The 23,411-nt window shown below is 69.6% G+C and carries 23 protein-coding genes; 7 read left to right on the top strand and 16 right to left on the bottom strand.

Going from position 1 to position 23,411, the window contains the following annotated elements; all coding sequences use genetic code 11:
- Positions 1-48 precede the first annotated feature (48 nt).
- A complete protein-coding gene (locus ACIQTX_RS06550) occupies positions 49-1,500 on the bottom strand; it encodes a helix-turn-helix domain-containing protein (RefSeq protein WP_402970384.1) in 1,452 nt (483 codons plus the stop codon).
- A 133-nt stretch (positions 1,501-1,633) separates the two neighbouring features.
- Between ACIQTX_RS06550 and aceA the strand changes: the two genes are divergently transcribed.
- From aceA to ACIQTX_RS06535, 3 genes are all read left to right on the top strand, one after another.
- On the top strand, positions 1,634-2,959 hold the full coding sequence (gene aceA, locus ACIQTX_RS06545) for an isocitrate lyase (protein WP_402970381.1): 1,326 nt from the start codon (positions 1,634-1,636) through the stop codon (positions 2,957-2,959).
- A gap of 101 nt (positions 2,960-3,060) precedes the next feature.
- Positions 3,061-4,731: a malate synthase A gene (aceB, locus tag ACIQTX_RS06540; protein ID WP_402970378.1), complete on the top strand. Its 1,671-nt coding sequence runs from the start codon at positions 3,061-3,063 to the stop codon at positions 4,729-4,731.
- A gap of 121 nt (positions 4,732-4,852) precedes the next feature.
- Positions 4,853-5,284: a hypothetical protein gene (locus ACIQTX_RS06535; RefSeq protein WP_402970375.1), complete on the top strand. Its 432-nt coding sequence runs from the start codon at positions 4,853-4,855 to the stop codon at positions 5,282-5,284.
- Between the two features lie 13 nt (positions 5,285-5,297).
- Here the strand turns inward: ACIQTX_RS06535 and ACIQTX_RS06530 are convergent, their stop codons facing one another.
- Positions 5,298-6,296 (bottom strand): aldo/keto reductase, encoded by a 999-nt coding sequence (locus ACIQTX_RS06530; protein WP_402970372.1) that lies wholly within the window; start codon positions 6,294-6,296, stop codon positions 5,298-5,300.
- Positions 6,297-6,363: 67 nt separating this feature from the next.
- Between ACIQTX_RS06530 and ACIQTX_RS06525 the strand changes: the two genes are divergently transcribed.
- Positions 6,364-7,782 (top strand): PLP-dependent aminotransferase family protein, encoded by a 1,419-nt coding sequence (locus tag ACIQTX_RS06525; RefSeq protein WP_402970369.1) that lies wholly within the window; start codon positions 6,364-6,366, stop codon positions 7,780-7,782.
- A gap of 112 nt (positions 7,783-7,894) precedes the next feature.
- Here the strand turns inward: ACIQTX_RS06525 and ACIQTX_RS06520 are convergent, their stop codons facing one another.
- On the bottom strand, positions 7,895-8,413 hold the full coding sequence (locus tag ACIQTX_RS06520) for an Lrp/AsnC family transcriptional regulator (protein WP_105526185.1): 519 nt from the start codon (positions 8,411-8,413) through the stop codon (positions 7,895-7,897).
- 106 nt (positions 8,414-8,519) lie between these two features.
- Between ACIQTX_RS06520 and ald the strand changes: the two genes are divergently transcribed.
- The 3 genes from ald (at position 8,520) to ACIQTX_RS06505 (ending at position 11,414) form a co-directional block, all read left to right on the top strand.
- Complete coding sequence (ald, locus tag ACIQTX_RS06515) at positions 8,520-9,614, top strand: alanine dehydrogenase (RefSeq protein WP_402970366.1); 1,095 nt, start codon at positions 8,520-8,522, stop codon at positions 9,612-9,614.
- Positions 9,615-9,695: 81 nt separating this feature from the next.
- Positions 9,696-10,895 (top strand): pyridoxal phosphate-dependent aminotransferase, encoded by a 1,200-nt coding sequence (locus ACIQTX_RS06510; protein WP_402970363.1) that lies wholly within the window; start codon positions 9,696-9,698, stop codon positions 10,893-10,895.
- 81 nt (positions 10,896-10,976) lie between these two features.
- Positions 10,977-11,414: a hypothetical protein gene (locus ACIQTX_RS06505; RefSeq protein ID WP_402970360.1), complete on the top strand. Its 438-nt coding sequence runs from the start codon at positions 10,977-10,979 to the stop codon at positions 11,412-11,414.
- On the opposite strand, the gene ACIQTX_RS06500 is transcribed toward ACIQTX_RS06505, so the two are convergent.
- The 13 genes from ACIQTX_RS06500 to ACIQTX_RS06440 form a co-directional block, all read right to left on the bottom strand.
- The gene (locus tag ACIQTX_RS06500) at positions 11,372-11,773 is read right to left on the bottom strand and encodes a VOC family protein (protein WP_402970357.1); all 402 of its coding nucleotides are present in this window, start codon (positions 11,771-11,773) and stop codon (positions 11,372-11,374) included. The genes ACIQTX_RS06505 and ACIQTX_RS06500 overlap by 43 nt on opposite strands.
- 47 nt (positions 11,774-11,820) lie before the next feature.
- Entirely contained in the window at positions 11,821-12,954 is a 1,134-nt protein-coding gene (locus ACIQTX_RS06495; protein WP_402970354.1) for a UDP-N-acetylmuramate dehydrogenase, read from the bottom strand.
- 13 nt (positions 12,955-12,967) lie between these two features.
- On the bottom strand, positions 12,968-13,366 hold the full coding sequence (locus tag ACIQTX_RS06490; RefSeq protein ID WP_105526190.1) for a MaoC/PaaZ C-terminal domain-containing protein: 399 nt from the start codon (positions 13,364-13,366) through the stop codon (positions 12,968-12,970).
- Positions 13,366-13,836 carry a MaoC family dehydratase N-terminal domain-containing protein gene (locus tag ACIQTX_RS06485; protein ID WP_402970351.1) on the bottom strand — a complete coding sequence of 157 codons (471 nt, stop codon included), beginning with the start codon at positions 13,834-13,836 and terminating at the stop codon, positions 13,366-13,368. Before ACIQTX_RS06485 ends, ACIQTX_RS06490 begins: the two co-directional genes overlap by 1 nt.
- 46 nt (positions 13,837-13,882) lie before the next feature.
- Positions 13,883-15,085 carry a glycerate kinase gene (locus tag ACIQTX_RS06480; RefSeq protein WP_402970348.1) on the bottom strand — a complete coding sequence of 401 codons (1,203 nt, stop codon included), beginning with the start codon at positions 15,083-15,085 and terminating at the stop codon, positions 13,883-13,885.
- A gap of 118 nt (positions 15,086-15,203) precedes the next feature.
- The gene (locus ACIQTX_RS06475; RefSeq protein ID WP_402970345.1) at positions 15,204-16,802 is read right to left on the bottom strand and encodes an SLC13 family permease; all 1,599 of its coding nucleotides are present in this window, start codon (positions 16,800-16,802) and stop codon (positions 15,204-15,206) included.
- Positions 16,799-17,458 carry a response regulator transcription factor gene (locus tag ACIQTX_RS06470; protein ID WP_402970342.1) on the bottom strand — a complete coding sequence of 220 codons (660 nt, stop codon included), beginning with the start codon at positions 17,456-17,458 and terminating at the stop codon, positions 16,799-16,801. Before ACIQTX_RS06470 ends, ACIQTX_RS06475 begins: the two co-directional genes overlap by 4 nt.
- Position 17,459: 1 nt before the next feature.
- Complete coding sequence (locus ACIQTX_RS06465; RefSeq protein ID WP_402970339.1) at positions 17,460-19,019, bottom strand: sensor histidine kinase; 1,560 nt, start codon at positions 19,017-19,019, stop codon at positions 17,460-17,462.
- Positions 19,012-19,296 carry a hypothetical protein gene (locus ACIQTX_RS06460; RefSeq protein WP_146113861.1) on the bottom strand — a complete coding sequence of 95 codons (285 nt, stop codon included), beginning with the start codon at positions 19,294-19,296 and terminating at the stop codon, positions 19,012-19,014. The genes ACIQTX_RS06465 and ACIQTX_RS06460 overlap by 8 nt, the downstream gene beginning before the upstream one ends.
- 72 nt (positions 19,297-19,368) lie before the next feature.
- Positions 19,369-20,166 carry a sulfite exporter TauE/SafE family protein gene (locus ACIQTX_RS06455; RefSeq protein ID WP_402970336.1) on the bottom strand — a complete coding sequence of 266 codons (798 nt, stop codon included), beginning with the start codon at positions 20,164-20,166 and terminating at the stop codon, positions 19,369-19,371.
- Positions 20,167-20,203: 37 nt separating this feature from the next.
- On the bottom strand, positions 20,204-21,751 hold the full coding sequence (locus ACIQTX_RS06450; protein WP_402970333.1) for a tripartite tricarboxylate transporter permease: 1,548 nt from the start codon (positions 21,749-21,751) through the stop codon (positions 20,204-20,206).
- The gene (locus ACIQTX_RS06445) at positions 21,751-22,320 is read right to left on the bottom strand and encodes a tripartite tricarboxylate transporter TctB family protein (protein WP_402970330.1); all 570 of its coding nucleotides are present in this window, start codon (positions 22,318-22,320) and stop codon (positions 21,751-21,753) included. Before ACIQTX_RS06445 ends, ACIQTX_RS06450 begins: the two co-directional genes overlap by 1 nt.
- Position 22,321: 1 nt before the next feature.
- Positions 22,322-23,341 carry a Bug family tripartite tricarboxylate transporter substrate binding protein gene (locus ACIQTX_RS06440; RefSeq protein WP_402970327.1) on the bottom strand — a complete coding sequence of 340 codons (1,020 nt, stop codon included), beginning with the start codon at positions 23,339-23,341 and terminating at the stop codon, positions 22,322-22,324.
- Positions 23,342-23,411 lie beyond the last annotated feature (70 nt).

The following is a 23,411-nucleotide window of genomic DNA, read 5'->3' as shown; positions in this document are numbered from 1 at the left end:
CTCCAGCGCGACAGCAAGTGCGACCGGAACCACTCGGGCGGACCGCACTCACCGAGGCGCGTGGGCCTCCAGGAACTCGTACACGTCGGTGGTGTCGACGCCGGGGAAAGCGCCGGTCGGCAGGGTCGCCAGCAGCGTGCGCGGGGTCTTCACGTTGGGCCAGGAGTTCTCGCGCCAGCGGTCCTCCAAGTCGGCGGGCGCCCGACGGCAGCACACCTCGACCGAGTGCTTCGAGACGCCGCGGTGCGGGGTGTCGCGCCCCACGAACCACTTCGTGTCATCGAAGCGCACACCGACGCTCACCGAGTGCAGCCCCTCGCTCGACGACTCCACCCGCGCGGTGCACCAGTACGTGCCGTTGCCGGTGTCGGTGTACTGGTAGTACGGGTTGAAGCGGTCGTCCTCATCGAACACCACGCGCGAGGTCCACCGGCGGCAGCACATCTGCCCCTCGATGGCCCCGAGCCGATCGGTCGGGAAGTTCACGTCGTCGTTCTCGTACGCCTTCGTGATCGTGCCCGACTCGTGCACTTTGAGGAAGTGCACCGGAATATCGAGGTGCCGCGTCGCAAGGTTGGTGAAGCGGTGCGCGGCGGTCTCGTACGACACCGAGTACGCATCGCGCAGGTCTTCGATCGAGATCGCCCGCCGCTGCTTGGCATCCTTCAGCGCCGGGACGACATGCGCTTCGGGGATGAGGAGCGCACCCGTCAGATAGTTGGTCTCGACGCGCTGACGCAGGAACTCCGCGTAGCTGCGGGGCTCGGAGTGACCGAGGATGCGGCTCGACAGAGCCTGCAGCACCGCGGTGCGGGCGTCGCCCTTCGCCGGCACGCTGCTCGACAGGTACAGCCGGCCGTTCGCGAGATCGGCGACGCTGCGGGTCGTCTGCGGCAGATCGGGCGCATAGTGCAGGGTGAAGCCGAGGTAGGCGGCGATCTCGGATGCCGCGCGCTGGGTCAGCGGTCCACCAGGGTGCCTGACCGCGGCGAGGATCTCAGCCGCCTTCGCCTCGAGGTCGGCGAAGTGATTGTCCTGCCGCCGCATCAGGTGCCGCAGCTCGACGTTCGCCCGCCTGGCCTCCTCCGGCGTCGCGGCCCGCTCGTCCTTCAGTCGATCGATCTCGCCGTGCAGCGCGAGCAGGGCCTTCAGCGCATCCGTGGGCAGGCTCTTCGCGATGCGGAACGGCTCGATGCCCAGCGCCTGGAACGTCTGCCCCTTCATCGCGCGCTCGAGTGCGATCTCGACCGCGCTGCGCTCGTCGAGCGGCTCGCCCTCCAGCAGCGCGTCGATCGTGACCCCTAGCGCCCGGGCGATCGCCTGCAGCTGGGTGAGCTTGGGTTCGCGCTTGCCCGTCTCGATCATCGACATCTGGCTCGGCGCTCGATCGACGGCGGATGCGAGGTCGTCGAGGGTCATGCCCTTCGCCGTGCGGAGCTGGCGGATGCGACGGCCGATCGTGAGGGCGTCGGTCTCTTCTGCAGCGTCGATGGTGCTCATGCGGCCGATTCTGTCACAGAAACAGAATTTCAGCCGATCTTCTCCTTCGGATCGGTCGTTCTGGGCCTCGAACTTCACTCACAGTGGAACCACGCCACACCGGCACAGCCGCCGGATCCACCGAGGAGACACCATGACGAACACCGCCAACACCCCGACGCCCCGCCCCGCCGGTCTGCGAGCCGGCGACCAGGTTCAGACGGCCGCCGAGCTCCAGGAGATCTGGGAGACCGATCCCCGCTGGGACGGCGTCGAGCGCACCTACTCGGCCGAAGACGTCATCCGCATCCGCGGCTCCGTTCGCGAAGAGGCCACCCTCGCCCACCGCGGGGCCGACAACCTGTGGAACCTCCTGCACACCGAGGATTACGTCCGGGCGCTCGGCGCTTACACCGGAGGTCAGGCCGTGCAGCAGGTGCGGGCCGGCCTCAAGGCCATCTACCTCTCCGGATGGCAGGTCGCCGCCGACGGAAACCTCGCCGGTCAGACCTACCCCGACCAGTCGCTGTACCCCGCGAACTCGGTGCCGGCGGTCGTGCGCCGCATCAACAACGCGCTCATCCGTCAGGACCAGCTGGAGCACGCTGAGGGTGAGACCACGCAGGACTGGCTCGCCCCGATCGTGGCCGACGCCGAGGCCGGCTTCGGCGGACCGCTGAACGCGTACGAGCTCGCACAGTCGCTCATCCAGTCCGGCGCCGCCGGCATCCACTGGGAGGACCAGCTGGCCAGCGAGAAGAAGTGCGGCCACCTCGGCGGCAAGGTGCTCGTGCCCACCCAGCAGCACATCCGCACCCTGAACGCGGCCCGGCTCGCCGCAGACGTCGCGGGCGTGCCGACCGTCATCATCGCCCGCACGGACGCCCTCGCCGCCGACCTGCTCACCAGCGACGTCGACGAGCGCGACCAGGAGTTCACCACCGGCGAGCGCACCACCGAAGGCTTCTACCGGATCCGCCCTGGTCTGGAATCGGTGATCAGCCGTGGACTCGCCTTCGCCCCCTACGCCGACCTGCTGTGGGTCGAGACGGGCGAGCCCGACATCGAGCTCGCGCGCAACTTCGCCGCAGCCATCCACGCGCAGTTCCCGGGTAAGCTCCTGGCCTACAACTGCTCTCCGAGTTTCAACTGGAAGAAGCACCTGTCCGACGCCGAGATCGCGACGTTCCAGCAGGAGTTGGCTGACCTGGGCTACAAGTTCCAGTTCATCACGCTCGCCGGCTTCCACGCCCTGAACTACTCGATGTTCGACCTCGCCCGCGGCTACGCCGATCGCGCCATGAGCGCCTACGTCGAGCTGCAGGAGGCCGAGTTCGCCGCAGAAACCGACGGCTACACCGCCACCAAGCACCAGCGCGAGGCGGGCACCGGCTACTTCGACGTCATCTCCACCGCTCTCAACCCCGACAGCGCGACGCTCGCCCTCGCCGGCTCCACCGAAGCCGCGCAGTTCCACTGATCCCCACGCCCCTCCACCCGGCGCTGGCGCGCCGCGCGGAGCCTCCGGGCGCGTGGCCCCTCTTGTCGCATCGTTCGACACCAACTGAAGGACTCACGATCATGACCACTCCCACCGCTCCCCCGACCACGGCTCCGATCCAGACGACCCAGCAGGGTCCGGCGATCGAGGTCACCGGCCCCCTCCGCGACCGCTACGAGGAGATCCTCACCCCCGAGGCGACTGCCTTCCTCACCGAGCTGCACCACCGGTTCGCATCCCGTCGCCACGACCGGCTCGCCGACCGGATGCGCCGCCGCTTCGAGATCGGCAACGGGCACGATCCCCGCTTCCGTGACGACACCGCGCACATCCGTGAGGACCGCGACTGGCGGGTCGCCGGCGCCGGACCCGGCCTCGAAGACCGCCGCGTCGAGATCACCGGGCCGACCGACCCGAAGATGACGATCAACGCGCTGAACTCCGGCGCGCGGGTGTGGCTCGCCGACCAGGAGGACGCCACGAGCCCGACCTGGAAGAACGTCATCGAGGGGCAGTTGTCGCTCCGTGACGCGATCCGAGGTGAGCTGTCGTTCACCTCGCCTGCCTCTGAATCCGGCCCCGGCAAGGAGTACCGCGTCACGGCGGAGCGCACGCCCACGATCGTGATGCGTCCTCGCGGGTGGCACCTGCCCGAGAAGCACATCGCCTTCATCGATCGCGCCGGTCGTCGCACCTCGGCATCCGGCTCCCTGGTTGACTTCGGCCTCTACTTCCTGCACAACGCGCAGGCGCTGATCGACGGCGGTCGCGGACCGTACTTCTACATCGCCAAGATCGAGTCGAGCGAGGAGGCGAAGCTCTGGGATGACGTGTTCTCGTTCAGCGAGGAGTACATCGGAATCCCGCACGGCACGATCCGCGCGACCGTGCTGATCGAGACCCTGCCGGCCGCGTTCGAGATGGATGAGATCCTCTACGAGCTGCGCGACCACTGCGCGGGCCTGAACGCCGGCCGCTGGGACTACATCTTCTCGATCATCAAGAACTACCGCGGCCGCGGGGCGCGCTTCGTGCTCCCCGACCGCAGCGAGGTCACGATGACGGTGCCGTTCATGCGGGCCTACACCGACCTGCTCGTGCAGACCTGCCACAAGCGGGGAGCCTTCGCGATCGGCGGCATGAGCGCGTTCATCCCGAACCGCCGCGACCCCGAGGTGACGGCACGCGCGATCGAGAAGGTCACGGCCGACAAGAAGCGCGAGGCCGGCGACGGCTTCGACGGCACCTGGGTGGCGCACCCCGATCTGATCCCCACGGCTCAGGCGGAGTTCGACGCCGTGCTGGGCGATCGCCCCAACCAGGTCGACCGTCAGCGCGACGACGTGCACGTGGAGGCACGTGACCTGCTCGACCTGCACATCGGTCGGCCGATCACGGCGCAGGGCGTGCGGGACAACGTGTCGGTCGCCATCCGGTACCTCGAGGCCTGGCTGCGTGGGCTCGGCGCCGTGGCGATCGACAACCTGATGGAGGATGCCGCGACGGCCGAGATCAGTCGTTCGCAGGTGTGGCAGTGGATCCACCAGGACCGCACCACGCAGGACGGCACCCCGATCACGGCGGAGTACATCGAGGGACTGATCACGCAGGTGCTCGCGCAGGCGACGCGCAGCCACGGCGACCGGTACGACGACGCCGCGGAGATCTTCCGCGAGGTCGCGCTGCAGGAGGAGTTCCCCACCTTCCTCACGCTGGGCGCGTACAGCCGGTTCCTGATCGACGAGGACTGAGCGCGCGGAAGAGCCCCCGGCCTGCGGCGGATGCCGTGGCCCGGGGGCTCTTGCGTGTCCCGAGCCGGTGCCGTCACACGTGCCCGGCGCCGGTGCCGACAGTCGGGCGTAGCCTGGAGGCATGACCGACGTCTGGGCGGACATCGCCTCCGAGTTCCTGCACTTCTACCCGCGCGGCCGGCGGCTGCTCGCGGTCGCCGGGGCGGATGCCGAGCACTCGCGACAGGCCGCAGACGACCTCACTTTCGCGCTGACGGCGTCGGGCCAGCAGGTCATCCGAGAGCACTCGCCGGAAGGCGACGAAGCCGGGCTCCGCGCCGTGGTCACCGCGTTCCGCGAAGGCCCGAAGAGCGACGACATCCTGATCCTCTCCGGGCCGGCGACTCTGCTCGGCGAGCGCACCAGGGGCATGTGGAACTATGCGGTGTGGCAGCTGGCGGGCGACGAGCCGCCGCACACCGTCGCGGGTTCGATCGTCGATGTGACCGACCCCGCGCATCCGGTGCGACGGTTCGCCGACTTCTGCGCGCTGCCCGCCTCCTACGGCGCCTGACCCCCGCGACCGTTCACCGCGCGTCGGCCGGTTCGGCGTCGAGGCGCTCACGCACCTCGGCATCCAGCACCAGGTCGGCGGCACCCAGTGCCTCCTCCAGCTGGGCGAGCGACGACACTCCGACGACGGGGATGACGGGGACCTCCGCACCGAGGAGCCACGCGAGGGCGACCTGGTTCGGCGTCGCGCCGATCTCTGCCGCGACTTCGTGCAGCAGCGCGCGGCGGGCGTGGCTGGTCGGGTGATCGACGCCTCCCCACAGCGGCTTGTCGAGACGCGCGATCCCGCCCTGGTGCAGCGGCGAGTACACGGTGATGGCGAGCTGTGGATGCTCGGGGGTGCCGGTGGATGCCGCGTAGTCGAGCAGGTCGGGGGTGACGAAGTTGTTCCGCCCGATGCGCGGCGCGGGGTACAGGTAGCTGTACTGCTGCTGCACGACGCCGTAGGGAGCGATGCCCTGGCGCTGTGCCTCCTGCCGCGCCTCGACCACGCGCCAGGTCGGCACGTTGGAGATGCCGGTGATCCCGACGAGCCCCGCTGCCTGGAGCTCCCCGAAGGCGCCGACCGTCTCGGCGAGCGCCACGTCTCGGTCGTCGACGTGGCCGTAGAGGACGTCGATGTGGTCGATGCCGAGGTGGCGGGCGCTCTCCGGGGCCTGCCGACGGATGACTTCGGCCGAGAGTCCCTCGAAGTTCGTCGGCGGGATGTTCGACAGCGGCTTCGACGGATCCTTCTGCGCGGCGCCGAGCTTGGTGGCGATGCGGAGAGCGCCGCGGTTGCCGCGGTCGCTCATCCAGCGGGCGAGCAGGTCTTCGCTGTCGCGGCCGTCGCCGCCTGCCCAGAGGCTGTAGTTGTTGGCGGTGTCGATGAACGTGCCGCCCGCCTCGACGAAGCGGTCGAGGATCGCGCGTGAGGTGGCCTCGTCGGTGCGGGTGCCGAAGTTCATCGCCCCCAGGCACAGGGTCGAGACGTCGAATGAGGTGCGGCCATCGGAGAGGGTGCGGTACTGCATGGTGTTCCTTTCTCGGGGATGGCTCCACGGTAGGGAGACATCGGCTCGGGGATACACTCCAATCACGATGCAGAAGACCAGACCGATTCTCGCGTGGGAGACGCTCCTCGATCTCGAGGCCGAGGGCACCGACGCCCGACCACCGCTGCGGGACCGGGTGGAGAACGCACTGCGCCGTGCGATCGACGAGGGCCGCCTGGCCACCGGGTCGGCCGTGCCGCCCAGTCGCACCCTCGCGGAGACGCTCGGAGTCTCCCGCTGGGTCGTGACCGAGGCGTACGGGCAGTTGGTCGCCGAGGGCGTATTGGAGGCGAGGACCGGATCGGCCACCCGCGTCGCGGAGCGGCAGGAGGTGCCGAAGGCCACCCGGGGCAACGATCATCCCCGGCCGCGTGACCCCGCGCCCGCACCGCCCATCCGCTACGACCTGCGTCCGGGCATCCCCGACCTGCGCGCCACTCCCCGATCACGGTGGGCGGCAGCGCTGCGCGCCGGCCTCGCCGACCTCCCCGATCGCGAGCTCGCCGCCGCGCACCCCTTCGGATACGCTCCCTCCCGCGCGGCCGTCGCCGCCTACCTCTCCCGATCGCGTCACGCGGACGCCGATCCCGACCGTGTCACGATCACCCATGGCGCCACCGACGGCATGGAAATCCTCACGCGCGAACTGCACGTTCGCGGGCACCGCGCGCTCCTCGTGGAGGATCCGAGCTGGCCACGGCTGCGAGCCGTCGCCGAAAACAACGGACTGCGCCCGATCCGGGTACCGGTCGACGACGACGGCGTCGACATCGAGATGCTCGCCGCCCTGGCCACGCGCACGGGGGCCCGTGCCGCGCTCGTGACGCCCGCGCATCAGTTCCCCCTCGGCGCAGCGCTTGCGCCGTCCCGACGCGAGCACCTGGTCCGCTGGGCGCGAGAGTACGCGGGGCTTGTCATCGAAGACGACTACGACGCCGAGTTCCGCTACGACCGCCGGCCCGTCCCCGCCCTGCAGCGCCTCGCGCCCGACCGCGTCGCGCTCATCGGCTCCCTGTCGAAGTCGGTGTCGCCCGCCCTGGGCCTCGGATGGATGCTGCTGCCGCCGAACCTCGCTCCCCCGCCCTCGGCAGCCCCGCCCTCCCTGATCGATCAGGCCGCCCTCGCGGAGTTCATCACGCGAGGCGACCTCGAACGGCACCTGCGCTCCTCACGCACCCGTTTCCGCCGCCGACGACAACGGCTGCTCGACGCGCTCACGATCGAGCTCCCCGAGCTGGCGGTCACGGGCATCGCCGCCGGCATGCACCTGGTTCTGACGCTCCCGTCGCATGTCCCGGCCTCCGCCGTGATCGGCGCCGGTACCTCCGAGGGGCTGGCTCTCACCTCGCTGCGCCGCTACACCGACACGGCCGATCGCCCGGATGCGCTGGTCCTCGGATACGGAAATCTCGACGATGCTCTCGTCGAGGAGGCGGTCGCTCGCCTCGCCGCCCTCGTCCGATGAGGCTCGAGCCGCGCGCACCCCACCGCTCTGGTCGCAGTTCTTGTCGGATGTAGCGCGTCCAGGCGTCACCAAGTGCGACCGGAGCCCAATCCGAGGCGTTCGACAGACCGTCTCAGCGGAAGGACGCCGCCACCGAGTTGCGGTGATAGTCGAACACGATGCTCGTGCGGGTCGAGGCGACGCTGCTCTGCGCCGAGAGATGCTCGAGCACGAACTCGCGCATCTCGGACGAGTCGGCGACCGCGATGTGCAGCAGGAAGTCGTCGTCGCCTCCGAGGAAGAAGAGCTGGATCACCGGGGGCAGCACGCGCACGCGGTCCGCGAACTCGACGATGCTCTCCCGCCGTCCACTCGGACGCAGCGTGACGCCGATGATCGCCTGAAGGCCAGCGCCCAGCGCCCGCTCGTCCACACTCGCGTGGAAACCGGTGATCACGCCGCGATCGACCAGGGCGCGCAACCGGGCGTGCGCGGTCGACGGCGCGACGCCCAGGCGCCCGGCGAGCTCGGCGTTCGTCATGCGCCCGTCCGCCGTGAGCAGCTGCACGATCCTGGCATCGATCGCGTCGAGTGCCGGGGCCCGAACGGTGTTCGGCTCCGGGGCCTCTGAAGTCGTCTCCATACGAAGCATTATTCAGGATTTCCGCGCTTGACGAATCATCTTCACTGATTCTGTTGTTCCGTCGATGTTTCTGCGATCCTTGGTGCCGCACCGCGCAACCAATCCTGGAGGATCGATGAAGATCGGCGTACCGACCGAGGTCAAGAACAACGAGAACCGCGTCTCCCTCACTCCCGCCGGCGCAGACCGCCTGGTGCGCGAGGGCCACCGCGTGCTCGTGCAGTCCGGAGCAGGGCTCGGATCGCGCATCACCGACGACGACTACCGCACGGCCGGCGCAGAGATCGTGGCGACCGCCGCAGAAGCGTGGGGCGAGGCTGATCTGGTCATCAAGGTCAAGGAGCCGATCGCCCAGGAATACGGCTTCCTGCGTGAGGACCTCACCCTCTTCACCTATCTGCACCTCGCGGCCGACCTCGCGCTGACGACCGCCCTCGTCGATGCCGGGACCACGGCCGTGGCCTACGAGACGGTACAGCTGCCCGACCGCAGCCTGCCGCTGCTCGTGCCGATGAGCGAGATCGCCGGACGCCTCTCGGTCACCATGGGCTCGTACTCGCTGCTGCGCTCTCAGGGCGGGCGCGGAATGCTGCTCGGCGGCATCGCCGGCACGCCGCGCGCCAAGACCGTCGTGATCGGCGGCGGTGTCGCCGGAGAGCACGCCGCGGCGAACGCACTCGGGCTCGGATCGAAGGTCACCGTGATCGATGTCTCGCTGCCGCGCCTGCGCGAGCTCGAACACCGTTACGGCGGCGCCCTCGAGACCCGCGCCTCGAGCCGCTACGACATCGCCGAAGAACTCAAGACCGCCGACCTCGTGATCGGCTCCGTGCTGATCCCCGGTGCTGCGGCCCCCAAGCTCGTCACCGACGACATGGTCGCCGCGATGAAGCCGGGCTCCGTGCTCGTCGACATCGCGATCGACCAGGGCGGATGCTTCGAGGGCTCGCGCCCGACGACCCACGACGACCCCACGTTCGCGGTGCACGACTCGATCTACTACTGCGTCGCGAACATGCCTGGCGCGGTCCCCGAGACCGCGACCCGTGCCCTGACCAACGCGACCCTCCCCTACGTCTCGGCGATCGCCGGCAAGGGCTGGGAGCGCGCAGCCTCCGAAGACGCGGCGCTGGCCGCGGGTCTGAACGTGCAGGGCGGACGCATCACGCTGCCGGCCGTCGCGCAGGCACACGGACTCGTCGCCGGCTGACCTTCCGAACCCGAAAGAACTCCGGATCTTGGCGGCATCCCACACCTCTCCTGCTGCATCGACCCGAGTACGCTCGTAATCGTGACCGAACGCGCTCCTCTCTCCCGCAAGCTGTCCGCCATCGCCGAGTCCGCGACCCTCAAGGTCGACGCCAAGGCCAAGGCCCTCAAGGCCGAAGGCAAGGACGTCATCTCCTACGCCGCCGGCGAGCCCGACTTCGCGACACCGCAGTTCATCGTGGATGCCGCGGCCGAGGCTCTGGCCGACCCCGCGAGCTACCGGTACACGCCGGCCCCCGGCCTCCCGGCGCTGCGCGAGGCGATCGCCGCGAAGACCCTGCGCGACTCCGGCCTCGAGGTCTCCCCCAGCCAGGTGATCGTCACCAACGGCGGCAAGCAGTCGGTCTACCAGGCGTTCCAGGCAGTGGTGAACCCCGGTGATGAGGTGCTGCTGCCCGCGCCGTATTGGACCACGTACCCCGAGGCCATCCGCCTCGCCGACGGCACCCCGGTCGAGGTCTTCGCCGGCGCCGACCAGGAGTACAAGGTCACGGTCGCGCAGCTCGAAGCGGCTCGCACCGCCCGCACCACCGCGCTCGTGTTCGTCTCGCCGTCGAACCCCACAGGCTCCGTCTACACCGCCGAGGAGACCAAGGCCATCGGCGAGTGGGCGCTCGAGCACGGCATCTGGATCATCAGCGACGAGATCTACCAGAACCTCACCTACGAGGGTGTCAAGGCCACCTCGATCGTCGAGGCCGTCCCCGAGGTCGCGGGTCAGACGATCCTGGTCAACGGCGTCGCGAAGACCTACGCCATGACCGGCTGGCGCGTGGGCTGGATGGTCGGCCCGGCCGACGCCATCAAGGTCGCCGGCAACCTGCAGTCGCACCTCACCAGCAACGTGAACAACGTCGCTCAGAAGGCCGCGATCGCTGCCCTCACCGGGCCGCAGGACGAGGCCGAACAGTTCCGTCAGGCATTCGACCGCCGTCGCCAGCTCATCGTGTCGGAGCTGTCGAAGATCGACGGCCTCGTGGTTCCGAACCCGCTCGGCGCGTTCTACGTGTACCCCGACGTGCAGGGCCTCCTCGGCCGCACCTGGGGCGGCGTGACGCCGACCACCTCGCTCGAGCTCGCCGACCTCATCCTCGACCAGGCCGAGGTGGCGGTCGTCCCCGGTGAGGCCTTCGGCCCGTCCGGCTACATCCGCATGTCGTACGCGCTCGGCGACGACCAGCTGCTCGAGGGCGTCCAGCGCCTGCAGCGACTGTTCGCCTGACCCGCTGAACCGACGAAGGAGCTCAGGCCCACGCCGATAGGCTGTCGCTGCCCTGAGGCGAGCGCCAGCGATACTGGAGGTATGACGAACCACGAGCAGCGTGATGGTCGGATGCCGGTGACTCTGCGGGTGGCTTTCGCCATCCTGATCACGGTGACCGTGCTGGTCTTCTTCCTCTCCCTCGTGGTCGCTCCCTTCCTCTGGTACTGGGGAGGAGAGTCGCGACAGTGGCTCAGTGTGCTCCCCTTCGTCCCGGTGGTCGTCTATGCGACCATCACCGTGCTTGTCGCAAGACGACAGTCGTGGGCCCGATACGCGACCCTGCTGTTCCCCCTCCCGCTCGCGCTCTACGTTCCGGCGGCAGCGGCCCCGATCTGGGAGTTCTGGGTCGGCCTCGCGGCCCTCGCCCTCACCACCACGGCGGTCGTGTTGATCTTCCTGCCGTCGTCTCGTCCCTACTTCGGCATCGGGACACCTCAGTCCTCGGGGTGGAAGCCGATCAGCCAGCGGATGCCGTAGCGGTCGACGAGTGTGCCGTCGAAGTCTCCCCAGGGTCGCTTCTGCAGTGCGTCGATGACCCGGCCGTCGGCGGCGAGTTTGTCGTACCAAGCGGTGAGGGTGAGCGCGTCAGCCGTGCCGAGGAGCGACAGGAACATGCCGCCCATCTGCACGGCGTCGTCGTCGGCCCCGGCATCCGCTCCCGCGATCTCGACCAACCCGCTCAGCTGCCCGTGTGCGATCGCATCGCCCGGTCCGTCGTGTCGGCCAGCGGTGGCGTAGTCGAGAAGCTGCAGGTCACCGCCGAACACCGACCGGTAGTGACACAGCGCCTCTGCGGCGTTGCCGGGGAACAGCAGGTACGGGATCAGTCCGCTCATGCCGCGAGTGTAGCCGCGACCGCCGACGCGTCCTAAGGTTCGACCGCCTACAGCTCGACGCCGACGAGCACCGGCTCCGGCTGCAGCACGAGACCGAACTCGGCATGCACCCTGCTCTGGATGAACCGCGCGAGCTCGGAGACCTCGCCGGCGGTCGCCCCACCACGGTTGGTCAACGCGAGCGCGTGCTTCGTGGACACCGAGGCACGAGAGCGCGGGAGCTTGAATCCCTTGCGGATGCCGGCCTGCTCGATGAGCCACGCCGCGCTCACCTTGACGTCGGAGACGGCCGCGGGCTTCGACGCGGGCACCTGTCCGGCGTAGGAGGCGAGCGGGATCACGGTCACCGCATCGAGGTCGGGGGCGACCGGCCAGCGCGGGCACTCCGGGGGCAGCGCCCTGGCCACCGCCGCCGTCACGATCGCGTTCTGGAAGAAGGAGCCGACGCCGTGGGTGTCGGGGTCATCCGCATCGAGCAGCATGCCCTTCGACGCGCGAGTCGTGAGGATGCGCTCGCGCACCCAGCCCAGTGGAACCGGAGTCTCATCGGTCAGGCCCAGCGCCCGACGCAACTGCTCGCCGCGCACCACGCGCTCGCCCGCGATCAACAGGTCGACGGTCACGGAGAGGATAACGGCGCGGCGCAGCGGCACGCTGCCGTGGTGGTGCTTGAGCACCGAGGTGCGGAAGCCGAGTCCGAGCTCGGCTGCGGGAACCGTCGAGATCTCGCCGGTCGACTCGTCGATCAGCTCGACCTCGACCAGCGTCTCCTGGATCTCCTGCCCGTACGCACCGATGTTCTGCACGGGGGCGGCGCCGACGGTGCCGGGGATTCCGCTCATGGCCTCGAGGCCCGCGTACCCGTGGCCGACGGCGTAGGCGACCAGGTCATCCCAGCCGTGCCCGGCCTGCGCGCGCAGACGGATGCGGCCGGCGTGGGGGGACGGCAGCTCTTCGATGCCTTCGGTGCGGACGCGGATGACCGTGCCCTCGAAGGTCTCGTCGCCCACGAAGAGGTTGGAACCGCCGCCGAGGACGAACCACTCGTCGCCGCGCTCCCACGTCTCACGCAGGGCTTCGACGAGGCCCGCGGTGGTGGTGGCCTCGAACATCCGCTCCGGTGCCGCACCCGTGCGGAGCGTGGTCAGCTCAGCGAGACGGACCGGCTCGATCTCGCGCATCAGAGCGTCCGCATCAGACGGCGATGCGCAGCTGCGCCTTGACGAGGACGGTGGTCTCGCCGAACGTGACCTTGAGGTCGATGCGAGCGGCCTCCTCGTCGACTGCGCCGACCGTGGCGACGACGGTGATGTCAGCGCCGTCGACCGGGTCGACCACGACCGGCTTCGTGAAACGAACGCCGTAGTCGAGGATGCGCGTGGCCGGGTCGAGCGCCGCGACGACCACCGACGAGGCGATACCCATCGTGAGCATCCCGTGCGCGAGCACACCGGGAAGACCGACGGATGCCGCGATGTCATCGCGGTAATGGATGGGGTTGAAGTCTCCGGATGCGCCGGCGTAGCGCACGAGCGATTCGCGGGTGAGGTGCACGGTGCGCTCGGCGAGCACGTCTCCAACGGTGTAGCCCATCAGGCGGCCTCTCCTTCATCCGCAGTCGGCTCAGCACCGACCAGCAGCACGCTGGTCGCCGTCACGACATGGGCTCCCGCCGGGTCGGTGATCTCGGCCTCGCTGGTGATCATCGCGTTGCCGCCCATCATCCGGATGCCGGTGACGCGCAACTGCGCGGTGAGCTCGTCGCCCGCGATGATGGGGCGCGTGTAGGTGAAGCGCTGCTCGGCGTGGATGGTGCGCGCGAGCACGATGCCGGAGTCTTCCTGCCCCAGCAGCTGCTGGAGCGTGAGGTCCTGGATCACCATCGCGAAGGTCGGCGGCGCGACGACGTCGGAGAAGCCGGCCGCGCGGGCCGCCTTGACGTCGGTGTGCTGCGGGGCGTCGGCGAAGACGGCACGAGCGAACTCGCGCACCTTCTCGCGGCCGACGAGGTACGGGGCCGTCGGCGGGAACTCCCGGCCGACCAATTCTTGGTTCACTGCCACCCCTCGATCCTACCGAGGCCCGGCCCGATGCCAGGCCCCGGCAGGCTCAGGCCGCCCGTGCCGACATGGCCGATCCGAGAAGAACCATCCGCATGCTGCGCTCCGCGGCATCGCGCAGCAGCGCCTCGCCATGCTCCACCGCCTCCTCTAGAGGCATCGGCACGGTGATGATCGAGGCGATCGCATCGATGCCGATGTCGTGCACGGTCGGGGCGCCCACTCCGAGAGACCCGGCGATGCCGAGCACCGGGACACCGGCGACGCGGGCACGCATCGCGATCTCGGCCGGCACCTTGCCTCGGGGAGTCTGGAAGTCGATGGCGCCTTCGGCGGTGATGACGAGGTCGGCCACCGCCATCAGCTCGTCGATGGGTTCGGGCAGCAGCCCGCTGTCGAGCAGCACCTCGAAACGCGGGGCGAGCCGCGCACCGAGCACCGCGGCCAACCCGGCCCCGAGTCCGCCCGATGCCCCGGTGCCGCCGCCGGTGCGCACATCCATCGACGCTCCGAACGGACCCTGCTCCTCGAGGAGACCCGCCCAGACGTCGAGGGCCTCTGCGAGCTGCTCGACCTGCTCCGCCGTCGCGCCCTTCTGCGGGCCGAACACCCTGGCCACGCCGCGCGGGCCGCACAGCACGTTGTGGATGTTGCAGGCGAGGACGATCTCGACCTCTCCGATACGGGGATGAAGACCCGCGAGATCGAGGCTCGCCGCTTCCCGCAGGTGCCGTCCGCCCGCGACGAGGGGGACGCCGTCGCGATCGAGGATGCGCGCGCCGAGCGCTTCGAGAGCCCCGGCACCGCCGTCACTCGTGCCGGAGTCTCCGCAGCCGACCACGATCCGATCGACGCCGGCATCCAGTGCCGCGGCGATCAACTCGCCCACGCCGCGAGTGGTGGTCTCGCCCGGGTCGCGGCGGTCGCGGGGCACGAGCCTGAGGCCTGCGGCGGATGCCATCTCGACCACAGCGGTCCCTGTGGCATGCCGACCGAGCCTCGCCAAGTGCGCATCGACCGGCTCGCCGACGGGACCGGTGACCCGCACGGGAACGAGTTCGCCGCCGGTGGCCGCGGCGAGCGCGGCGGCGGTGCCCTCTCCGCCATCCGGTACCGGGTACTCATCGACCTGCACGCCGGGGATGACCCGACGCACGCCGGCGGCGATCGCCTGCGCCACGGCCTCGGCACTCAGACTCTCCTTGAATCCGCTCGGTGCGACCAGGATGCGCTGCGGGGTGTGGATCGACATGGTTCCTCCTTCTGCGCCCGAACGGGCGACGAATGCCCGGTGTGCGGGCACGACGAGCACCGGTGCACCGGCGGCGCACGCGGAGTGAAGCGGATGTGAGGGGCGGGAGCGCTGCGGATCAGAGCAGCAGCGGCAGCCCCATCAGCGGCCAGACCCACAGAGCGAAGACCGCGACCAGCACGAACATCGCGGGAGCGAGCAGCGCCGAGAGCCGACGCAGATCGTGCGGGGTGAATCCTCCGCTGACGATGTCGGGGTCGGCGAACATCGCGACCGGCTTCGCGGAGCTGGGCAGCGTGTGGCAGAAGCCCGCCGCGGCGGTCGAGGCGAACGCCGCGGCCATCGGGGAGACGCCGAGCGCAGGCGCGAGAGCGATCACGACCGGGATGATCGCGGCGGAGCGCGCCGACCGCGACGGGATCAGCAGGTGTGCAGCGGTCGAGATCGCGATGACCACGAGCACGAACGCGACGGCTCCTGCAGCGCCGAGTCCACGCAGCGGAGCGAGCGCCGACGAGCTCAGCCAGACCGCGGCCCCGGTGGTGGTGAGCGCGGATGCCAGCGCGAGAGTCGCGGCGAGGAACAGCAGCAGCGACCACGGCACACGCTTGATCGCTGCGGGGAAGGTCAGGCAGCCGATGCCCGGCGTCACGGCGGCGACGGCTCCGATGAGGGCGACCAGGGCCGGCGACAGGTGGTGCAGCGGTTCGGTGGCCCAGAGGAGGATCACACCGCCCAGCAGCACGGCAGCCCGCCGCTCCATGGTGCTGAGCGGCCCGGTCACGGCGGTCGACGCGGAACGGCCGATCTCCGCAGCATCCATCCTCAGGGGCGTCGCGCGGTCGGCTCGGCGGGTGAAGCGCCAGAGGATGATCTCGCAGGCCAGATGCGAGGAGACCACCGCCAGCGGCAGCCCGAGCCAGAGCCAGCTCAGGAACGTGAAGCCCTCTTCGCCCGCGGCCCGCAGGAGCTGGTCGGTGACGATGTGCGCTCCCGCGCCGAGCAGGGAGCCGACGGCCGAGAGCAGCACCACGGTCGGCATCAGCAAGGCGAGGGCGCGGATCACCCGCTCACGTCCGGGAAGATTCGCAGCGACAGCGGTGTACACCGGAACGGCGAGTGCCGCGCGCCCGGATGTCGCAGGCACAGCGAACGCGGTGAGCGTGAGGGCGACGGTCGTCAGATGGAAGAGGCTCCGCGGTCCCCGTGCGAACCGCAGCAGATGCGAGGCGCCACGCAGGGCGAGGCCCGACGACGACACTGCGGAGGCGATCACGAACGCTCCGATGAGCAGCCAGATGGTCTCGTCGCCGAGCGAGGCGAAGAAGTCGCTCGCCGGCAGCACGCCGGTGACGATCAGAGCGATCGCGGCGAGGAAGGCGACGAGAGTGTCGTCGAGCCGCGTCGAAGTCCAGGCCCACACCGCGAGCAGGAAGACGGTGAGCGTCACGGCGATCGGCATGGTCACCTGGCCGGGGCCGGCGCCCTGAGACAGCGACGACAGCGCCATGGCGAGCCCCGCGACCAGCACGAGTCCGAGGGCGATGAGGCTGAGGATGCGCCCGCGTCCGAGCCGGCGCACCGCGAAGCCCGATCCGGCCGAGCTGCGACCGGCGAACGGAGCCGGACGCTGCGGCGGCATCGTCGAGAATCGCGTGCGCTCGATCGCCGACGGCTCGCTCTCGGTCTCGGTCTCGGTATGGGTGCGATCGCTCATCGGAATCGGTATCCCGCCCCGCGCACCGTCTCGATGCGGTCGACCCCGATCTTGCCGCGCAGCGCTCGCACGTACACGTCGACCACGTTGGAGGCCGGGTCGAAATCCATCCCCCAGACGTGCCCGATCAGCTGGTCCCGGGACAGCACGTGACCTGCGTTCTGCAGGAACACCTCGAGCAGTGCGAACTCCCGCGAGGTGAGTTCGCGCATGTCGCCGTCGACCGTGACCGTGCGGGCCCGCACATCGACCCGCACGTCGTCATGGGTGAGGACGGGGCCGGCCGCACGCCCCTCCCCGTCGCCGATCCGCAGCCGCACACGGGCGATGAGCTCGGCGAACTGGAACGGCTTGGTGACGTAGTCGTTGGCCCCGCTCTCCAGACCCCGCACGGTGTCGATGACCGAGTCGCGCGCGGTGAGGATGATCACGGGAGTCGTGACGCCCTCGCCGCGGAGGTTCGCCAACACGTCGAAGCCGTCCATGCCGCCGAGCCCGATGTCGAGCAGGACCAGATCGAACGTGCCGCTGCGAGCCATCAGCAGGGCGGTGTGTCCGTCGGCTGCCTCGGCCGTCTCGTAGCCGGCCGCCCGCAGGCCGCGGCGGACGAACGAGGTGATGTGCGGGTCGTCTTCGGCGATCAGGATGCTGCGCATCTCACTCGCTCCTCTCTGCCGCGGTGTCGAACCGCGTGGTCGTGGGTGCCGGGAGGTCGATGCCGAACGTGGCGCCGTCACCGAGCACGCTGTCGACCCAGGCCGAACCGCCGTGCCCGTCGGTGATCGCCCGCACGATCGCGAGCCCGAGCCCCGACCCGCGGCGCACGCCGGAGCTGTCGCCACGGGCGAAGCGCTCGAAGATGCGCTCGGCATCGGCAGCCGCGACGCCTGGGCCGGAGTCGCGCACCCACAGCCGCAGTCGCCGCTCCTCGCCGTCGCCGTCGAAGCGCGACCCGATGAGGATGCGGTCGCCCGTCTCGGTGACCTGTACCGCGTTGGCTGCGAGCTGGAGCACGGCTTGGGTGACCCGCTGAGGGTCCAGCGCCGCGGTCCCTTCCGCCACCTCCATGAGCTGCCAGCGACGATCGCCGAGGTTCTGGGCCTTGGCTTCGATGTCGAGGGTGAGGGCGGCGATGTCGCAGTTCGCGACCCGCACGAAGTCGGGCTGCTCGGCCCGCGCCAGCACGAGCAGGTCGGTGACGATGCGGCTCATCCGGTCGAGCTCGTCGCTCACCAGCCGCAGGGTCGCCGCGCGCTCCTCGGGGTCTTCGCTGAGCAGTTCCAGTTGCCCGCGAACGATCGTGATCGGGGTACGCAGTTCATGCCCCGCGTCGTCGACGAACCGTTGCTGCGTGGCGTGCACGGCCTCGAGGCGGTCGAGCATCTGGTTGAAGGTCGTCGCCACGGCGGCGATGTCGTCTGTCCCCTCGACCGGGACCCTGGCGGAGAGGTCATGCTCGCCGATGTCGCGGGCCACGCGGTAGACCTCTCGCACCGGTGCGAGGATCTGTCCGGCCACCAGCCACGCGACGCCGGAGCTGAGCACGATCCCGATCAGGGCGACCCACGCGATGGTGGCGAAACCTGCGTCGACCTGCGCTCTGGCCTCCTGCGTGTACTGCACGATGAGGACGGCACCGTCGCGGTCGCCCGTGGTGAAGTCCAGCCGCCCCCAGCGCAGGGGTCCGGCTTCGGGCGAGTCCATCGCACCGGATGCCACGGATTCGCCGAGCAGTCGGGTCACGAGCGACTCGCCTCCCGGAACAGCCGACAGTGTGGACGCATCGGTCGCCTCCACGCGGCCGTTCGCGACCGCGATGACCATGCCCTCGACCGCAGCCACGACGACCTCGTTCTCATGCACGGACTGCCGGGCGACATACTCGGCGACCAGCTCCTCGGCCGTGGTGTGACCACTGGCGGCTGCATCCTCCGCGAACCGGGAGAACTCTGCGGCCTCCTGCTCGATCTCGGCGTTGGCCGACTGCTCGACGCCGGCGAGGAAGATGCTGCGGCCGATCATCCCGACGGCGAGAAGCGTGATCGCCGTGCTCAGGATGATCCACAGTGTGATGCGCCAGCGGGCGGGCAACGTGCGGCGACGCAGCGTGCGAAGCGGAGCACCGGCGGGGGCGGAACCCTGCGGCACCGCGCGCGTCTCGGGGCGTGCCGGAGCGGCCTCGCCGAGGTCGAGGGGCAGGGTGGGTGCGTCAGTCATCGTCGCCGCCGTCATCGTCGTCGTCACCGGCAGGTGGTGCAGGCGCGGGCGCCGGGGCAGGGGGCGGTGCGGGCGCTGGAGCGGGAACCGGAACCACGGGAGCCGGTGCGGGGGCGGGTTCCTCGGTCGGCGCCGGCGGGGCGAGTTGCACCGATACGGGTTCGGTGGGGATCTGTGGTGAGGGAGGCATCTGCGCCAGCACGACGCTCCCGATCGCGAAGGCGACGGGGATCGCGATCAGCGCGCCGGTGATGAGGAGGCGTCGTGGGGTGGTCATGTCCCCATGATGCCCGGCGATCATGATGTGCAGATGAGTCGTGGATGAAGATCTCTTCATCCACGATCCAGCTCAGCTGCGCTTGCGTCCTCTGACCGCCTTGATCGCCATCTGCACGGCGATCACGACGAGGTATGCCGCGAACAGCATGTTGCCCAGCGTCGGATCGACGATCGTCGCCAGCCACGCCCCGAGAGCTGTCGTCGTGCAGGCGGAGACTCCGATCAGCGCGGCAGCGAGAAGATCGACGTTGCGGTTGCGGAGGTTGCCCACCGTGCCGGAGATCGCCGTCGGGATCATCATGAGGAGCGACGTGCCCTTGGCGACCAGATCGCTCGTGCCGAAGGCCAGCATCAGCACGGGGACGACGATGACTCCGCCGCCGACGCCGATGAGACCGGCGAGGATTCCGGTGCCGACGCCGACCCCCACGAGCGCGATGCCGGTGAGCCAGGAGAGTTCGAACGCGGCGTCGCGCGAGGGGATCACCAGGAAGAGGCTGATGATCACGACCACCAGGAAGCCGACGAAGCCCCAGCGCAGGGCCGTCTGCGAGATGCGAGGCAGCAGGCGTGTGCCGATCTGCGCACCCACGACGGCGCCGGCCGCGAGGATGATCGCCGGGATCCAGGCCACCGACCCGGTCGCGGCGTAAGAGATGACGCCCACGCTGGCCGTGGGCACGATCGCCGCGAGCGAGGTCCCGGCGGCGAGGCGCTGATCGAAGTGGAGCAGGAGCACCAGCAGCGGGACGATGACCGTGCCGCCGCCGACGCCGAAGAGGCCGGAGAGGAGGCCGGCGAGAAGGCCGATCCCGATGAACGCCGTGTAGGCACGAGGCCCTCTTGCCGGGGCCTGTACGTCACTCACCGGATCAGCCTACTCGTGACCTCCTCCCCTCCCGAACTCAGACCTCCGAGTCGGCCTTGATCGGCACCGCGATCGACTCGGTCAATGCCTGCTCGTACCGACGCTGGCGACGCCGCAGCCACAGTCCGCCCACGATCAGGAGTGCGAGCACCCCGTACGCGATCGCTGCGAAGGGCTGCATGACCAGCGTGCTCAGATCTCCCTGACTCAGCTGCAGCGCCTTGCGCAGCTGCTCCTCCGCCATCGGCCCGAGGATCATCCCGACCACGAGCGGCGCCACCGGATAGCCGTACCTCCGCATGAAGTAGCCGAGGATGCCGACGATCAGCAGGATCACGATGTCAGACGGCGAACTGTGCAGCGCATACGCGCCGAAGACCGCGAACAGCAGGATGCCGGCGTAGAGGTACGGCCGCGGGATCTGCAGCAGCTTCACCCACATGCCCACGAGCGGCAGGTTCAGCACGATCAGGATGACGTTGCCGATGTAGAGGCTCGCGATCAGCGCCCACACCAGGTTCGACTGGCTCTCGAACAGCAGCGGTCCCGGCTGGATCCCGTACGACTGGAACGCCGTGAGGATGATCGCCGCGGTCGCGGTCGTCGGCAGCCCGAGCGTGAGCAACGGCACCAGCACGCCGGCGGCTGCCGCGTTGTTCGCCGATTCCGGGCCTGCCACACCCTCGATCGCACCGTGTCCGAACTCGCCGCGGTGCTTCGAGAGCTTGCGCTCGGTCGCATACGACAGGAAGGTCGCGACGTCAGCGCCGCCGGCGGGGATCGTGCCGATCGGGAAGCCGATCGCGGTTCCTCGCAGCCAGGGCTTCCACGACCTCCGCCAGTCCGACTTCGTCATCCACGAGCGCCATCCACGGGTGACGGGGATGACGTCCGCGGCACCGTGCCGCAGCCTGGCGGCGATGTAGAAGGTCTCTCCTACCGCGAAGAGCCCGACAGCGACCAGGACGATGTCCACGCCATCCGAGAGCGCGGGGAGCCCCAGCGTGTAGCGCTGCTGCCCCGACAGCCAGTCGGTGCCGACGAGCCCGAGGAACAGGCCGACTCCGAGCGAGAGCATCCCTCGCGAGATCGAGCTGCCGATCAGCGCGCCGACCGTGATGAACGCGATGACGATGAGGGCCACGTAGTCGGCGGGGCCGAGGTTGACCGCGAACTGCGCGAGCAGCGGAGCCAACAGCGTCAGGCCCAGTGTCGCCAGCGTGCCGGCCACGAACGAGCCGATGGCGGCGGTGGCGAGCGCGGCAGCACCGCGCCCGATCTTCGCCATCTTGTTCCCCTCGATCGCCGTGACTATCGAGGCCGACTCTCCCGGAGTGTTGAGCAAGATGCTCGTCGTCGAACCGCCGTACATGCCGCCGTAGTAGATGCCGGCGAAGGTGATGAGCGCGGCTGCAGGGTCGAGCGTGTAGGTGAGAGGAAGAAGCAGCGCCACCGTCATGGCGGGCCCGATGCCCGGCAGCACACCGACCGCGGTGCCGACGAAGACGCCGAGGAAGGCGAACGCGAAGTACTGCGGCTGCAGCGCCGTCGCGAAGCCCTCCATCAACAGGGTCCAACTGTCCATCAGAACATCCTTCCGAGCCAGCCGAGGGCAGGGCCCCAGGGCAGCGACAGGCCGAGCAGACCGCCGAAGACGACCTGGATCACGAGAGCGACCACGATGCCGATCAGGAACGCCATCCACCAGCGCTTTGCGGCGAGCGACCACGCGACCCCGCCGAACAGCAGGGCGGCGGCGGGCGCCCAGCCGAGGGGCTCGATCAGGAGCAGGTGCGCGACGACCAGCCCTGCGAGCTTGGCCAGGGTGACCCAGTCGGTCGGGAGGCTCTCATCGATGTCCTCCGCCTCCTCCGCGCCGCCGCGCTCACCGCGCAGCACACCGATCAGCACAGCGACCGCGGAGGCGAGCAGGATGACCGAGACGAAGATCGGGAAGACCGTGGGACCAGCCTTCATGCCGACGGGGACATGGATCAGGAAGATGCCGACGACGGCGAAGACGCCGAGCGCGACCATGATGCCGGCGAACACGAGCTCGCCGATGGGGACGGAGGGAGAGCGGCGTGCGGGCCGACCGTCGTGGTCGACCCGCACCCCCTGCTCCTCGGTCCCCGATGATGCGGGGACCGTCATGTCACTGCACCAGACCGATGTTCTTCAGCGTCGCCGTGACCTCTTCGATGTTGCCGGTGAGGAACTCGTCGAACTCCGCCCCGACCAGGAACGCGTCGGTCCAGCCTTTGGTCTCCAGCTGTTCGGTCCATGCCTCGGACTCGTGCAGCTCGGTGATCACCCGCACCAGTTCGTCCTTCTCGCCGTCGGAGATGTCGCCGGGCGCGATCACGCCGCGCCAGTTGGTGAGAACGACGTCGTAACCCTCCTCGGTGATGGTCGGCACGTCGGGGAGCTGGGAGACCGGCTCCTCACTCGACACCGCCAGTGCCTTGAGCGCGCCGCTCTCGATGTGCTGCGCGAACTCTCCGACACCGGAGATGCCGGCGGCGACCTTGCCCCCGATGAGCAGCGGCACGGCCTCGCCGCCGCCGGAGTTCGGGGTGTAGTTCAGCTTCTCGGCGATCTCGGCCCCATCCAGACCCGCCTCTTCGAGCATGAGCCCGGCGAGGATGTGGTCGGCGCCTCCCGCCGAACCACCCGTGATCGTGACCGACTGGCCGTTGTCGACGATGTCCTCCACGAGGTCTTCGAGGGTGTCGTACTTCGAGTCGGCCGGCACGACCACCACGAGCGGCTCGTCGGTGAGCCGCGCGATCGGGGTGGTGTCCTCGATCCGCACCGCCGAGGCGTTCGTCTCGACCGCTCCGACCATGACGAGCCCCATCACCATGAGCGTGTTCGGGTCCTTCTCGTTGGCGAGCTGTGCGAGACCGACGGTGCCGCCGGCGCCTCCCACGTTCGTCACCGGGGCGGAGCTCACGATGTCGTCCTCCGTGAGCACCTGCGACAGGGCGCGCCCGGTCTGGTCCCAGCCCCCACCGGGATCAGCGGGCACGACGATCGAGACGTCGGCGATCTTGGCGGTCTCCTCCTGAGCGTCGCCTTCGTCAGTCGCTGCGCTGCCTCCGGCGCACGATGTCAGTGTGAGTGCGGCCGCAGCCGCCAAGGCGACCAGGGTTCCGATGCGTGCATTCTTCATGTGCGCTCCTCCTTGAGCGTTCGTGATGCTGTGTGGATCCACAGTGGAAGCTCCGGCTTCTGCGCTCAAC

This window comes from Microbacterium sp. NPDC090281 (genome assembly GCF_044769635.1).
Classification (GTDB): domain Bacteria; phylum Actinomycetota; class Actinomycetes; order Actinomycetales; family Microbacteriaceae; genus Microbacterium.
This window is presented reverse-complemented; position numbering and strand designations above follow the sequence as displayed.